Consider the following 14,319-nt stretch of genomic DNA (forward strand, 5'->3'; position numbering starts at 1 on the left):
CTAGACAAACCACTGTTTTCTAACAAGAGTCGCAGTTGAAGGTAGCGCGCGCCACTGGGTGAAGCGTTTGCAGATAAGGGAGATTATGTAATTAGCTGATCGAAGATCGAAGATCGAAACGTCATTCGGCATCAGGCCAGCCATATGTTGCTGCCGACCCGGACCAACAAAAGCCGCAGGAAACAGGCCGGAATCGCGCGCGTCATCCTGGATCTGAAACCCTCGGGGCGTGCCGTTCCGGGCGATCATCACCATCGCCTGGGCCGCGTGGCCGACCTGAACCCTCAGTGAGACGCCGCCGGTATTCGGTGTTGTCGACATGGCGCAGGGTCAGGTCATTGCCCATCGACTGAATGCCGCCGGGGCAATCGCCCAAAACGACCAACCCGTCGATATTGTCCTTGCTCAACCTTGCGTCGTGACTCTTCCCCATGGCGCTTTGGCGTGGAACTGGGCGGCCAACACATCTGCGATAAAGTGGCTCGGATGCTCGAAGGCGCCGACGATATAGGCTTTACCGTCGAGACCCATGGCGGCGCGGTCCTTTGCAATGCGGGTCTTATACAGGCGTGTCATAAGCCAGGCTGGCGTCGACTCAAAAATTGGAATGCAGCAGAATACCAAAGATAGATGACTTGAGCATGTTTTCCCGTCGCGATAAGGTAAGTTTGCTTACCGGGCGGTCGGCAAGGCGTATTCGCCCAGGTCGCAGAATTTAGCGCCGGAGTCTTTCCGTCATGCCAGCCAGTCTCGGGTTCGGTCGAATTTTTGACGTTTTGAAGCAGCGCAATTACGGGCTGTTCACGCTGGGCAATTCGGTGTCGCTGATCGGCACCTGGATGCAGCGGATCGCCAGCGGCTGGCTGGCCTGGACCCTGACAGAAAGCGCGGGCTGGGTCGGGGCGATTGCCTTTGCCGATCTGGCCCCCTGCATCCTCATCGGGCCGATGGCTGGGGCAGCGGCGGATCGCTGGGACCGGTTGAATGTGATGAAACTGGGTCAGTGGCTGGGCCTGTTGCAGGCCTTGTTGTTGGCGGCGCTGTTCATGACCGGACATCTGTCGATCTGGCCGCTGTTTCTGATCACCCTGTTTAACGGCTTTGTCACCGGTGGCTTGCAACCGTTCCGCTTGGCGATCACTCCCCGGCTGGTCGATAAGGAATGGCTGAGCACCGCCATCGCCATCAATTCGGTCACCTTCAACCTGGCGCGATTTGTCGGCCCCGCCGCTGCCGGGTTGATGATCGCTGTGGGGGGCATGGGCATCACCTTTGCGCTGAACGCGCTCAGTTTTATGGTCTTTGCCCTGATGCTGAGCCTGCTGAAGATGGAGCGTCGGCCGCCCGCCGCATCTGGCAAAAGCTTTTTCGTCGATATGGTCATCGGTTTGAAACACGCCTTTACCATGCCCGGGGTGAATGCGTTGATCCTGCAACTGATGGTCTCGGGCATCTGCGTGCGCCCGGTGCTGGAATTGCTGCCGGGTTGGGCGGCGCGGGCGTTCAATGGAACGTCCAGCGATTTTGCTGCGCTGACCTCGGCCTTTGGCGTTGGTGCGATTCTTGGCGGGCTGTGGCTGGCGGCGCGGAATTCGGCGCGTGGTCTGGCCCGGATCGTGATCGGTGCCAATATCGCGATGTGCACGATATTGCTGCTGTTCGCCCTGTCGACCGAGCTGTGGATGGCGCTGCTACTGGCGACGCTGACCGGCGCCGCGATGGTGGCAGCGGCGGTGTCGGGACAGACCCTGACACAGATTCTGGTGCCGGACGAATTGCGCGGGCGGGTGCTGTCGGTGATGGGGCTGGTGATGCGCGGCTCACCGGCCATCGGCGCGCTGATCATCGGCATCGCATCGGACCATTACGGGATGCGGATCCCGCTGATCGTCGGCGTTTCGCTACAGCTGATCCTGATGTTCTACTATGTCGCCCATTTCGCCAGATTCCGCAGTTTGCTGGAGGATCGGCTCTAGCCGGTATCTCTGGCCCCGCCCAACTATTCTGGAATACCATTTTGATTGTGAAGGAGACCTACAGATGCGACTACAGGGACAAACCGCCATCGTGACCGGCGCAGGCCGGGGAATCGGGCGCGAAATCGCGCTGCTGCTGAGCAAGGAAGGCGCCCATGTCTGGTGTGTCGATCCGGGTCTCGGACGCGGTGGCGAAGAAACCGAAGAGCGCCCCGCCGATGAGGTGGTGGCCGAAATCCGGGCGGCGGGCGGCAAGGCCGAGCCCTGCTATGACACCGTGTCGGATTTCAACAAGATGGGTGATCTGGTCAACGGCATCGTTCGCGACCATGGCAAGCTCGACATTTTGATCAACGTCGCCGGGGTGCTGCGCGAGCGGATGATCTGGAACATGACCGAAGACGAATTCGACATGGTCATCAATGTCCACCTGAAAGGCCATTGGAACCTGTGTCACCACGCGATCCGGCACATGCGCAAGGTCAACTACGGGCGTATCGTCAACTTTGCCTCGGACGCGTTCAAGGGTTCGGTCGGGCAGTGCAACTATGCCGCTGCCAAGGGCGGGATCATTTCGCTGACCCGCTCGATCGCCAAGGAAACCCAGCGCAATGACATCACCTGCAACGTGATCTGCCCCGCGGCGGATACAAGGATGACCCTGACCGACGCGGTCAAGGAAAACCGCAAACGCAAGCTGGAAGCCGGGCTGATGACCCAGGAGCAATACGACCGCACGATGATCCATCGCGGCCCGGAATACATCGCACCGCTGGTCGGCTATCTGGCCACGCCCGATGCCTGGTCGATCTCAGGTCAGAATTTCCATGTCGAAAAAGGCCGCATCCACACCTATTACTTTGGTGAGGAACAGCGCGCCCTGGTGCATGGCGAGGATGAGATGTTCACGCTGGATGAGCTGGCAACGGCGGTGCCCGATGGCTTGATGAACGGGCTGACGCCGATCGTTCCCAAGGAAAAGCCGGGCACGACCGAAGCGGACGTGAAATCCGCCTGATCTTGCAAGAATAAAGGGGGGCGTGTCTGGTAGCGGACGCGCCCCTTTTGCTGTCTGATCGCAGTCACTCGGATGCCATCCGGCGCGACGCGTTTGGCCGGGCAGCGGGCCCAGTCGATGATATCCACAACACCAACCGCCGCGCCTTCGGATACGACACGCTAGACGTCCGCGCGGCCGATTCCAGAAGCCGTGGCTGTGACCACGCCGCTTCGGTTGTTCATCCGCATCCGTAAAATCCCGCGATTGCCCTTGCCCGCTTCACCTGGTGCAACAACTGCGCGATGAATGGCATACCGCAGAGCTCCGCATTCAAATCACATGCAATTGCACCACATTTTTGGCCACTTTGTCAGAGGGGTTGCTTGGCATACCGGCTTTGGGTCTATTGCCGCGAGCACACCGGCAAGGCAGGGTCGGCACTGACAGAGGGAGCAGGAACTTGGTGAAATTCCGACGGGTTTTGGTGGCCAACCGGGGCGAAATCGCAGTGCGCGTCATGCATACGGCAGCGACGCTGGGGATCGAGACCTTGGCGGTTTATTCCGCCGACGATGCCGAAGCGCTGCATGTGTTCCATGCCGATCAGGCGATCCAACTGCCGGGCACCGGGCCTGCGGGCTATCTGGATATCGACGCGGTCGTCGCCGCCGCACGGGCAGGCGAATGTGACTGTGTGCACCCCGGCTATGGGTTGTTGAGCGAGAACCCCGAATTCGTGCGCGCCTGTGCCGCCGCCGGTCTGACCTTCCTCGGTCCTGACGCCGCGCAGATGGAGGCCCTGGGCGACAAGGCCGCGGCGCGGGCGCTGGCCGAAACCCTGGATGTGCCGGTGGCGCAGGGCATCCCTGCCCCGGCAAGCGTGGCTGAGATCGAGACCCTGATGGCCACTCTCGCCCCCGGCACCCGCATCGCGATCAAGGCGGTCGCGGGCGGCGGCGGGCGCGGCATTCGCATCGTCTCGGATCCCGCCGACGTGTCCGAGGCGGTGGCGCGCTGCGCCTCTGAAGCGGCGGGTGCCTTTGGTGACGACAGGCTATACGCCGAGGAATTTCTGACCCAGGCACGTCATGTCGAGGTGCAGGTGGCCGGTGACGGGCAGATGGTCATCGCGCTTGGCGACCGCGATTGTTCGCTGCAGCGGCGGCGGCAAAAGCTGGTCGAAATCGCCCCAGCCCCGAACCTGAGCGATGCCAGCCGCGCCGCGATCTGGCAGGCGGCGGAACGGCTCTGCGCTGCGATCGGCTATCGTGGTATCGCCACGGTGGAATTTCTGGTCCGTGCCGATGGCAGTTTCGTCTTTCTTGAGGTCAATCCGCGCATTCAGGTCGAACATACGGTCACCGAGATGGTCACCGGGCTCGATCTGGTGGCGCTGCAATTCGATCTGGCGAGCGGTCGAACGCTCAGCGACTTCACCCGTCCGGAAACCCGGGGCAGCGCGGTTCAGCTGCGTCTCAACGCCGAAAAGACCGGCCCGGACGGCGCACCGCAGCCCGCCTCGGGTCGGCTCAGCCGCTTTGATCCGCCAGGCGGTCCGGGCATCCGTGTCGACAGCGCCGCCTATGGCGGCTATGCGCCCAATCCGCGCTTTGACAGCCTGCTGGCCAAGTTGATCGTGCACACGCCCGGCGGGCTTGATGCGGCTCTGACGCAGGTGGATCGGGCGTTGCGCCGGTTTCGGATCGCCGGAATCGATACCAATCGCGATCTGTTGTTGCGGCTGATCGCCCTGCCCGCTCTCGCGGCTGGCTCCGCCGATACCGGTCTGGTTGAACGGCTGCCTGTCGAGACGTTGCAGGCCGGGCCGGATCTGTTCCCGGAAAGTGCGGCAGAAGAAAATACCGGGCCGCGCAGTTCGGCCGAGGTGCCGCATGGCTGCGTCGCCGTCATCGCACCGATGCCCGGCGTGGTCATTGCTGTCTCCAGCCCCGGCACCCTGATGGCCGAGGGTGGTGAGACGCTGGTGCTGGAGGCGATGAAGATGGAAAACGTCGTCGCTGCCCCCGCGCCGGGCCGGTTCACCGCGGCCGTCGGCCAGGGCGACGCGGTCAGCGAGGGCGATGTGCTGGGCTGGATCGAGCCGACCGGGGAAACCCTCGACGTCGCCGAGGCCGAGGCCGAGGTTGACCCAGATGCGATCCGTGCCGATCTCGCCGATCTGCATGAGCGCCGCGCATTGACCGAGGATGCCGCCCGCCCCGAGGCCGTGGCAAAGCGGCATGCCAAGGGTCTGCGCATGGCCCGTGAAAACCTCGCTGATCTGATCGACGCGGGGTCCTTCACCGAATACGGACGCTATGCCGTCGCGATGCAAAGACAGCGCCGCAGCCAGGATGATCTGGTGCGCAACACCCCTGCCGATGGGCAGATCACCGGGATCGGCACGGTCAATGGCGCGCTGTTCCCCGACCGTGCCCGGGTCGCGGTGATGGCCTATGATTATACGGTTCTGGCAGGCACCCAGGGCCACCGGAACCACATGAAAGCCGACCGGGTTCTTGAACTGGCGCTGAAGAACCGTCTGCCGCTGATCCAGTTCGCCGAAGGCGGCGGTGGGCGACCCGGTGACACCGAGGGCAATTTCAACACCTCCAGCAGTTTCGCGCTGATTTCCAAACTCAGCGGCAAGGCGCCGGTGATCGGCATCACCGCCGGCTATTGCTTTGCCGGCAATGCAGCATTCCTCGGGGTGTCGGATATCATCATCGCGGTGAAGGGCGCGAACATCGGTATGGGCGGCCCGGCGATGATCGAGGGCGGTGGCCTTGGTGTCTACAAACCCGGCGAGATCGGGCCGGATCATGTGCAGACCGCCAGCGGTGTCATCGACCTTCTGGTCGAGGACGAGGCGCAGGCAGTGACCGAGGCCAAGCGCACCCTGGCCTATTGGCAGGGCGATCTGCCAGACTTTTCGACCCCCGATCAACGCCCGCTGCGGCGGATCGTGCCGGACAACCGGCGTCGCGGCTATGACATGCACGAGCTGATCAACACCCTGGCAGATGAGGGTTCGATCCAGGAGCTGCGCCCGGAGTTCGGCCGCGCGATGATCACCGCCTTTGTGCGGATCGAGGGCAAGGCCTTTGGCCTGTTCGCCAACAACCCCAAGGTAATCGGCGGCGCCATCGACAGCGATGCGGCGGACAAGGCGGCGCGGTTCATGCAGCTTTGTGACAGCTATGGCATCCCGCTGGTCAGCGTCATCGATACCCCCGGTATCATGGTCGGACCCGAGGTTGAGAAGACTGCGCTGGTCCGCCATTCCTCGCGGCTGATGATCGTCGGTGCCAATCTCTCGGTGCCGATCTTTGCGGTCACGGTGCGCAAGGGCTATGGCCTGGGCAAGGCGGCAATGGTCGGCGGATCGTTCAACACCATCGACGCCGCCTGCGCCTGGCCGACCGGCGAATTCGGCGCGATGAACCTGGAGGGGGCGGTGCGGCTTGCCTATCGCAAGGAGCTTGACGCGATCACCGACCCCGAGGCGCGGCAGGCGACGTATGACGCGCACCTCAACCAGTTGATCGACGAAGGCAAGGCGATGTCGCAGGCGATGGATCAATCCTTGGACGATGTCATAGACCCCGCTGACACCCGGGCCTGGCTGTTGAACTGTCGCGCCAATGCGGCGATGCGCCCGCACCAGGCCACCCGGAATTATATCGACGCCTGGTAGCCTGGCGACTCTGGTGATCCTCGGCCTCAGGCAGTAAAGCATGTCGGCAAAGCCAAGGGGTCAGGTCAACCATGTTCGGCATTATCAGCGTCGAGGCACTCAGCGCGTTCTTTCAGGTGGTTTTGATCGACGTCGCACTGGCCGCCGACAATGCCGTGGTCATTGCCCTGGCCGCCTCCGGTCTGGACAAGCCGATGCGCCGCAAGGCGATCCTGTTCGGGATCATGGCGGCGACAGTGCTGCGAATCGGCTTTGCCAGCGTCACCGTGCAACTGCTGCAGGTCACCGGTCTGGTGCTCGCCGGGGGTATCCTGCTGCTCTGGGTCTGCTGGAAGATGTGGCTGGAACTACATCCCGAAGGCCTGCGCGCCATATGGCGCAATCGCACCGGCGGCAAGACCAAGCTGGCAGAAGAATTGACCCTGGCCACCGACCCGACGCCGCAGGATGCCGGGACCAAGACCTTGCGGCAGGCGGTGGTGCAGATCATGATCGCCGATGTGTCGATGTCGATCGACAATGTGCTGGCGGTGGCCGGCGCGGCGCGGGAACATCCCACCGTGCTGATTTTTGGCCTGGGCCTGTCGATTGCATTGATGGGCTTTGCCGCGATGGCGATTGCCAAGCTGTTGGAAAAACATCGCTGGATCGCCTATGTCGGCCTTGCGGTGGTATTTTATGTCGCCCTTCGGATGATTTACGAAGGCAGCCACGAAGTTTCGGATATCGTCGCTCTGCTCTGACTCATTCCTGTTTGGTTGCCGCGCTGCGCTTGCGTGGCCTCGGTGATTTTGTATGCTGACGACATGCAATTGGCCCGCGCGATTTGTGCGGGTGGGAGGAGATATCATGAAAGCACAAGGCATTTGCGCCCATCTGTCGGAGGGCACCGCATGAAGGCGGCAATACTGGAACAAGTCGGCAAGCCGATGGAAATCGTCGACGTGACGCTCGGCAATATGGGGCCGCATGAGGTGCGCGTGCGCACTGCCGCTGTTGGGCTCTGCCATTCGGATCTGCATTACATCGACGGCACGGTCAGCCAGCCGATGCCGGTGGTGCTCGGCCATGAGGTGTCGGGGATCGTCGAGGCGGTTGGCGCCCACGTCACCCGCTTCAAACCCGGCGATCATGTCGTCGGCTGTTTGTCGGTGTTCTGCGGCACCTGCGAACATTGCATTTCCGGCAATCTGGTCCAATGTGCCAACCCTGAGGTCAAACATGCCCCCGGTGTTGCCAAACGTATTGAGCGGGCCGGAACCCATGTCAGCCAGGCCTTCAACCTCGGCGCCTTTGCCGAAGAGATGCTGGTGCATGAGAATGCCATCGTGAAAATCCGCGATGACATGCCGATGGACCGCGCCGCGCTGATCGGCTGTGGGGTGCTGACCGGCACCGGATCGGTGATCCGCACCGCCAAGGTGCCACCCGGGAGCACCGTGGCAATCATCGGTTGCGGCGGCGTTGGACTGTCGGCGGTGATGGGCGCGAAACTGGCCGGGGCGTTGAGAATCATCGCCATCGACATGCTGCCGAACAAGCTGGCGCTGGCCAAGGAATTCGGCGCCACCGATTTGATCAACGCCGCTGACGGCGATCCGGTTCAGCAGGTGCTCGAGCTGACCGGCGGCGGTGTCAACTTCAGCTTTGAATGTATCGGTGGCAAAAGGACCGCGGAACAGGCGATCCAGATGCTGGGCACCGGCGGTGCCGCGACCCTGATGGGGGTGATGCCCGCCGATATGCAGATCGAGTTTTCCGGACGCGATCTGTTCGCGCGGCAGAAAAAGATCCTTGGCTGTCTGATGGGGTCGAACCAATTCCCGACCGATATCCCACGGCTCTGCGATTTCTACATGCAGGGGCGGTTGCCACTGGATCAGATGATTTCGAACCGGATCCGGCTCGACCAGATCAACGAAGGCTTCGAGGCGCTGAAAGGCGGCGGCGTGGCACGGAGCGTGATCACCTTTGATATCTGAATACGATATCTGAAACAGGGATGCCGGGCCAGATTTGTCCGGCATCTTTACCGCACTGAAAAACTGGACTGACCGGCTGTTTTGGAGCGGCAACCTGATCTCCCTGACCGGTTCGGGGCTCGATCGGGTGGTGCAGAACTGGCTGCTGCTCAGCACCTCCGGCAACCCGATGATGCTGAGCGTGGTGAACCTTGGACGCAGCACAGCAATCATGATCTTTGCGCTGTTCGGTGGCGTCCTGGCAGATCACTTGGACCGGCGCAAATACCTGATAGACACCCAGAGTTGCACGATGATCGTCGCGCTGCCGCGGATAAAGCCGCAGCCAACAACACTCAGCGCCCGCCGCCGCGATGGCAGCCTTTGTGGGCGCCCGCGCCGTCATGACCTTGATGGCCCGCGTCATGATGCTGTTCGCGCAAGCGCTTTGGCTGTTTGCCCCGCGCCTGCGCGATTTGCGGATCTCGACCCGGCCTAGGCGCTGCGTGCCTCGACCTGCTGTTTGCGCATCCTCGGGCTGGCGATCTGATCCGAGATATGGATGTTCAGCACCATCGCCTCTTCGCCCGCCTCATACTCGGCAATCGCGGCGGTGATCTCGTCCGGATTGGTGGCGGTGGCGCCGCGCAGACCAAAGCCGCGGGCAATGGCGGCGAAATCGGCAAAGCCGTGAATCGCTACGGAATCGTTCAAACCGACAGCGCGGAGTTTGTGGATCTCGGCACCATAGGCCGCGTCATTCATCACGATGATCAGCATCTTGAGGTTGTGCCGCTTGACAGTGTCCAGCTCCTGCACATGCATCATCAGACTGCCATCGCCCTCGATAAAGGCGACCCGGTCGGAGTTTTGCGCCGCAGTGACACCGATGGCGAAACTCAACCCGCTGCCAATCGCCGAGAAGTTCTTGTAAACATGGCAATTGCCGCCCTGAAATCCGCGCAGACTGGCCTGCCAGAATGCCTGATGACCATTGCCCGCGACCAGCTGGTAATCCTTTGGCAGCACCGCATCGATGGCATCAATCGCGGTACGCGGATCGACCAGTGTGTCGGTATCCACCCGTGGCGCGCTGTCGCTGACATCCCGCGCCAGCCTGGCGGCGACATCCTGGGTGCGCAGCTCTGACGCCACCGGGCGGCCCTTCAGCCGCTCAGTCACCCCGATTGCGGTCAGCCCGGCATCGGCGACCAGCCATTCGTCAGCACCCCAGACGCCCTCGTATAGTCCCAGCGGCGCGATGTCGATCTGCACCCGCCGCGCCGAACCGTAATAGGAGCCGCCCGCCAGGGTATAGGTGGACAGGCTGGCGCCAAAGGCCAACACCAGATCAGCGCCCGCCGCCAATTCGGTGGCGTATTCACGGGCATAGCCGCCGGACACCCCGAGAGAATAGGGATTGTGATCATAAAGCCCCATCGCGGGCAAAGTGGTGGACAGCAGGGCCCCCGATGCCTCGGCCAGATCTTCGACCGCCTTGGCGGCGCCGGATTGGATCACCCCCTTGCCAGCCAGGATCACCGGTCGTTTCGCCGTGGCCAGCAAGTCGGCCAACCGATCCAGCCCGGCGGCTTCGGGCACAACCGCCGCACCGCTGCTGACCCTCGGGGCCGGGGTATAATCGCCGGCTGGGGCTGGTTCCTTCTGCATGTCCAGAGGCACACCCAGCACCACCGGCAACCGTTCGTGGCGCGCGATGTGAAACGCCTTTTGAATGGCCGCATAGAGCCGTCCGGGCGAGCGCGCTGCGACGTAGCGCGCCCCGGTCGGGGTCACCAGCGCCGCCTGATCAATATCCTGGGCATACCAGTCCTTGTGAATCGGTGCCTCGCCGACAAAACAGATCAGCGGCACCCGCGACCGCGCCGCTTGGGTGAGACCGGTCATCAGCTGGGTCAGTCCGGGTCCGCAAGTCACCGAGGCCAGCGCCAATTCGCCGGTGGTGTCGGACCAGGCCATCGCGGCCGCAACACAGCAATGTTCGTGGCGCATGTTGATCGTGGTGATCTCTGGCGCCTCGGCGAGGACCGTGCCGAAATGCATGTTGCCATCACCCAGTAGCGCGAAATGGGTGGTGATCCCTTCGGCCACCATGGCACGGGCAATTGCGCGATAGATTGTATTTTCGGTGGACATGTCGGGTTTCCTCCTTGGAATGCTGCGTCAAACTTACGCAGAGCGGTTGAATCCGAGCAAATCCGTGCTGCCACTTCACATATCCGCAGATGTGGAAACCTGCGCCCCGGGCTATGCCGACCCGTCCGAACCTGACTAAGTGAAGTGGTCCCAGAGAACTGGACAGTCAGCTAAGGTGTATCCCAAACTTTTGAAGGGATACTTTCATGGCAAAGCGCCGAAACTTCACAGATCAGTTTAAGGCCAAAGTGGCGTTGGAAGCGCTGCGAACCTGTCCGAAAAGATGGGACCACTTCAGTCGTCCCGTCCACAGGGATTGTCACCGATTTCCCCCCTGTCCTGCCCCTCTCCGTTCACGCCGCGCCTTTGGTGTGCGGGGCCTTGGCCAGCTTCAAGGTGTTGATCGTTGCAACGCAAACAAAGAGAAGAGCAATGAGCAGGAACAAAGCCGGGCGACACTACCGTAACCATGCGATTGATTTGGTCGCTTGATGCATTGAGTGGCCTTGCTGTGCTGGATGCAGAGGATGGTATTGTATGAGCTGGCAGGCGGTTCCCTCAACGGCCCTAATGATGCGTGTATCTTTGGCGGTGCGCTTCGCCGGAACAAGTTGCTCAGCGTGGCTGATGTCGGATTACCCAGCCGCGCCGTTCAGCCCCCCGGTCATCCACAACCAGATCGCCTGGAACGATCCAAGCTGGGCGTTTCGCAGAAACGACATCCATTCCGCATAGACATCCGGCAACCACAGCGTGATCTGAGGCCAGGCAATCAAAACCCCCAACGTCAGGACATCCATCGCAAGGAACCACATAACGCCCCGGAAGATCGACTGTATGGGCACCGCGCGCCCCACGACCGAGCTTATCATAAACACATTGAACCCAAGCGGTGGCGTTATCAGCCCGATTTCCAGGTATTTGATCATGATGACACCAAACCAGATCAGCGACACATCATAGCTTTCGACAATTGGTGTCACGATGGGCAGGGTGATCAGCATGATTTCGATCGAGCCCATAAACGTGCCCAGGATGATATAGATGATCGACAATGCAATAATCACCGGGATCACATGATCGCTGACCGACCCGGCCATATCCGCCATCCATTGGCCAAGACCGGACAGCGCCATGAAACGGGCAAAGATCATCGCGCCGAAAACGATCGCAAAGATTGATCCGGTATGGCGCAACGTGTCCGCAAAGGCCGATTTCAGGCGTTCAGTCGTCAGGCGCCCCGAGAACAGCGAAATCAGAAACGCGCCGGATGCGCCGATTGCGCCCGCCTCCATTGGTGTGAAGACACCGATCAGAATGCCGCCCATCACCAGGATGAACAGCAGCGCAATGCCCCAGCCGCCCTTGAGTGCCCGAAACTTTTCGCCCCAGGTTGTTTTTTCGGCCATGCCAGGCGCCAGTTTCGGATTGATCCGCGCACGGATCAGAACCATGCCGATATAGATACCCGCCGACAAAATGCCCGGAATGATCCCGGCCATGAACAGCAAGGCAATCGACTGTTCGGTGAACACCGCATACAGGATCATCAGAACGCTGGGCGGTATCAGCGACCCCAATGTCCCCGATGCCGCCACAACCCCGGTGGCGAGCCCCTTGTCATAGCCGCGGCGCAGCATTTCCGGCACCGCGATCTTGCCCATCGCAGCCGCCGTGGCCAGGCTGGACCCGGACACGGCGGCAAACGCCGCGCAGCCCATTGTCGATGCCGCCGCAAGCCCGCCTGAAATGCGGCCAAACCAGATGCGCGCCGCATCATAGATATCACGCGTAAAGCCCGCGACATACGTTATATACCCCATCAGCATGAAGCTGGGGATTGTCGTCAGATCAAAGTTCAGCACCGCGCCAAACGTGTCGGCCGAAAACACCGCATCTGCCGCCCGGTCACCGCGCAGAACGGTCACGCCGCCCCACCCCACCAACAGCAACGCCATGGCCACGGGCACCCGTAGGAACATCAGCAGGATCATCACGCCGACGCCAATTGCGCCTATTACTTCACGATCCATTATTTTTCTCCCTCGCCCGTGGGTAATATGGCAAATTCACCACTGTCTTCTATTTCATTGCCGCTGTCTTTGGGCAGCAGCGGGGTCAGAACCCAGTCATATTCGCTCAGATCCGCCTGCGCCTGGGTCTTGATCACCATCGGAAGCAACAGCACCTGGATCGCGATCCGCGCCAGCCACCAGCATGTTCCCAGCATGAACACCAATCTTGGCGGCCACAGCGGCAGATCATAAATCGACCCGTAGGTCAGTTCGAGAAACGAATCCGAAACTTTGTCCAGGCTGACCATCGTCAGGCGCCCAATTGCGATCACGCCAATCGCAACCCCCAGCAGACGCAACACCAGGCGCCCGCGCTCTGACAGCATGTCAGAAATCACCGTCACCTCGATATGTTCGCCACGCCCCTGAATCGTGCCCAGCACCAGCGCAACCAGCGCAACCATCGCCCATTCCGCAAACGAAATGTCATCGGGGACGGATTGGCCTATCGTGGTGCGCCCCACGACCGAGACAAATGTGACCAGAATCAGCAAGGTCAACGCGATGAATCCCAGCCAAATCATCACCCTGTCAATTTTGTCCATCGCATTGGCGAGACCGCCCAGACGCATCATTGCGCCAGCATAGTGCTTTTGTGAAAGTGCCATCGCCGACAGAACCATCACCGTCAAAACAAGCACCAACAGAATGTCCATAAAGAGGCCAATACCCCAAAGCGAAGCAATGTGATTGGCGTTCCAAAAATCATCTGCAGGATTCAGATAGTGCTGATAAATATAGAATGTAAACATGGGGCCTCCGTCGTGGACAGCGTCGGGTGATGACAAAGAACCCGGTCCGGTCCGCACCTGCTGAGATAGGTTTCACAGCGGCGCAAACCGGGCCGGGCCATCATTTTACCGTCAGTTCCAGGGATAGCCGCCAGACTTAATTTCTACGGCCTGCGCATCAATCTGGTTCAGATAGAATTCACCGATCTCTGGTGCGTCCGCACTGACCTTTGTGGCGTTTGCCACGTTGTTCAGATAGGACTTTTTCAGATTTTCGGACCATACCGAGCGTTCTGCATCCGACAGATACGTGACTTTCATCGGATAGGTTGCGTGCTTTTCGACGGACTCGAGAACTTCGGTCGCATATTCGATCTCGACCCGGGCCAGATCTTCCATCAGCTGCCTGGCCAGACCGTTGAATACCGCCTGTTCTTCGGTCGACAGATCGCCCCATGTGTCCAGGTTCATGTAATACACGTTCATGTGCTGACCCAGGTTCAGGACGGTGACATTGTCAGTCACTTCGTTCAATTTGAACTGATAGATTTGCCCGGCATAGGTCGTGGCGCCGCTGATCGTGCCTTTTTCCAGCGATGTATAAGTCTCGGGCGACCGGATCCGCGCCGGATTCACATCCCATTTGCCGGTCTTTGCGGCATAGGCATAGTTGTCACGTCCCGTAAGCTGGTAAGGAATTTTCTTGAACAGCTCTGGTTTGA

The 14,319-nt window shown here is 60.9% G+C and carries 12 protein-coding genes; 6 read left to right on the top strand and 6 right to left on the bottom strand.

The features are described from left to right. Positions 1 to 321, bottom strand: coding sequence for a hypothetical protein (locus P1U48_RS17435; protein ID WP_301070494.1), 321 nt, complete (start codon positions 319 to 321; stop codon positions 1 to 3). Between the two features lie 84 nt (positions 322 to 405). After that, positions 406 to 576 carry a hypothetical protein gene (locus P1U48_RS17440; RefSeq protein ID WP_301070496.1) on the bottom strand — a complete coding sequence of 57 codons (171 nt, stop codon included), beginning with the start codon at positions 574 to 576 and terminating at the stop codon, positions 406 to 408. A 161-nt stretch (positions 577 to 737) separates the two neighbouring features. Here P1U48_RS17440 and P1U48_RS17445 point away from each other — a divergent pair, with 161 nt between their 5' ends. From P1U48_RS17445 to P1U48_RS17470, 6 genes are all read left to right on the top strand, one after another. Next, positions 738 to 1,976, top strand: coding sequence for an MFS transporter (locus P1U48_RS17445; protein WP_301070497.1), 1,239 nt, complete (start codon positions 738 to 740; stop codon positions 1,974 to 1,976). A 64-nt stretch (positions 1,977 to 2,040) separates the two neighbouring features. Next, positions 2,041 to 2,994, top strand: a complete 954-nt coding sequence (locus P1U48_RS17450) for an SDR family NAD(P)-dependent oxidoreductase (RefSeq protein WP_301070499.1) — start codon at positions 2,041 to 2,043, stop codon at positions 2,992 to 2,994. A gap of 445 nt (positions 2,995 to 3,439) precedes the next feature. Beyond that, positions 3,440 to 6,673, top strand: a complete 3,234-nt coding sequence (locus P1U48_RS17455; RefSeq protein WP_301070513.1) for a carboxyl transferase domain-containing protein — start codon at positions 3,440 to 3,442, stop codon at positions 6,671 to 6,673. 71 nt (positions 6,674 to 6,744) lie between these two features. Further along, entirely contained in the window at positions 6,745 to 7,416 is a 672-nt protein-coding gene (locus tag P1U48_RS17460) for a TerC family protein (RefSeq protein ID WP_301070501.1), read from the top strand. Positions 7,417 to 7,566: 150 nt separating this feature from the next. Further along, complete coding sequence (locus P1U48_RS17465) at positions 7,567 to 8,655, top strand: Zn-dependent alcohol dehydrogenase (RefSeq protein WP_301070502.1); 1,089 nt, start codon at positions 7,567 to 7,569, stop codon at positions 8,653 to 8,655. Positions 8,656 to 8,689: 34 nt separating this feature from the next. Continuing rightward, positions 8,690 to 9,133, top strand: a complete 444-nt coding sequence (locus P1U48_RS17470; protein WP_301070504.1) for an MFS transporter — start codon at positions 8,690 to 8,692, stop codon at positions 9,131 to 9,133. Here the strand turns inward: P1U48_RS17470 and P1U48_RS17475 are convergent. The 4 genes from P1U48_RS17475 to P1U48_RS17490 all read right to left on the bottom strand — a co-directional run. Next, positions 9,130 to 10,791, bottom strand: a complete 1,662-nt coding sequence (locus P1U48_RS17475) for a thiamine pyrophosphate-binding protein (RefSeq protein WP_301070506.1) — start codon at positions 10,789 to 10,791, stop codon at positions 9,130 to 9,132. The genes P1U48_RS17470 and P1U48_RS17475 overlap by 4 nt on opposite strands. A gap of 635 nt (positions 10,792 to 11,426) precedes the next feature. Next, complete coding sequence (locus P1U48_RS17480) at positions 11,427 to 12,824, bottom strand: TRAP transporter large permease (protein ID WP_301070507.1); 1,398 nt, start codon at positions 12,822 to 12,824, stop codon at positions 11,427 to 11,429. Continuing rightward, complete coding sequence (locus P1U48_RS17485; protein WP_301070509.1) at positions 12,824 to 13,618, bottom strand: TRAP transporter small permease; 795 nt, start codon at positions 13,616 to 13,618, stop codon at positions 12,824 to 12,826. The genes P1U48_RS17480 and P1U48_RS17485 overlap by 1 nt, the downstream gene beginning before the upstream one ends. Before the next feature lie 111 nt (positions 13,619 to 13,729). Continuing rightward, the coding region (locus P1U48_RS17490) for a hypothetical protein (RefSeq protein ID WP_301070511.1) at positions 13,730 to 14,319 on the bottom strand (590 nt) is incomplete at its 5' end.

It is taken from the genome of Pseudooceanicola sp. (assembly GCF_029213205.1).
In the GTDB taxonomy this organism is placed as follows: Bacteria; Pseudomonadota; Alphaproteobacteria; order Rhodobacterales; family Rhodobacteraceae; genus Pseudooceanicola.

What these genes read in the sequence shown, in the direction of transcription:
- P1U48_RS17435 (WP_301070494.1), bottom strand. Translation starts at nt 321, where the DNA reads ATGTCGACAACACCGAATACCGGCGGCGTCTCACTGAGGGTTCAGGTC.
- P1U48_RS17440 (WP_301070496.1), bottom strand. Translation starts at nt 576, where the DNA reads ATGACACGCCTGTATAAGACCCGCATTGCAAAGGACCGCGCCGCCATG.
- P1U48_RS17445 (WP_301070497.1), top strand. Translation starts at nt 738, where the DNA reads ATGCCAGCCAGTCTCGGGTTCGGTCGAATTTTTGACGTTTTGAAGCAG.
- P1U48_RS17450 (WP_301070499.1), top strand. Translation starts at nt 2,041, where the DNA reads ATGCGACTACAGGGACAAACCGCCATCGTGACCGGCGCAGGCCGGGGA.
- P1U48_RS17460 (WP_301070501.1), top strand. Translation starts at nt 6,745, where the DNA reads ATGTTCGGCATTATCAGCGTCGAGGCACTCAGCGCGTTCTTTCAGGTG.
- P1U48_RS17465 (WP_301070502.1), top strand. Translation starts at nt 7,567, where the DNA reads ATGAAGGCGGCAATACTGGAACAAGTCGGCAAGCCGATGGAAATCGTC.
- P1U48_RS17475 (WP_301070506.1), bottom strand. Translation starts at nt 10,791, where the DNA reads ATGTCCACCGAAAATACAATCTATCGCGCAATTGCCCGTGCCATGGTG.
- P1U48_RS17480 (WP_301070507.1), bottom strand. Translation starts at nt 12,824, where the DNA reads ATGGATCGTGAAGTAATAGGCGCAATTGGCGTCGGCGTGATGATCCTG.
- P1U48_RS17485 (WP_301070509.1), bottom strand. Translation starts at nt 13,618, where the DNA reads ATGTTTACATTCTATATTTATCAGCACTATCTGAATCCTGCAGATGAT.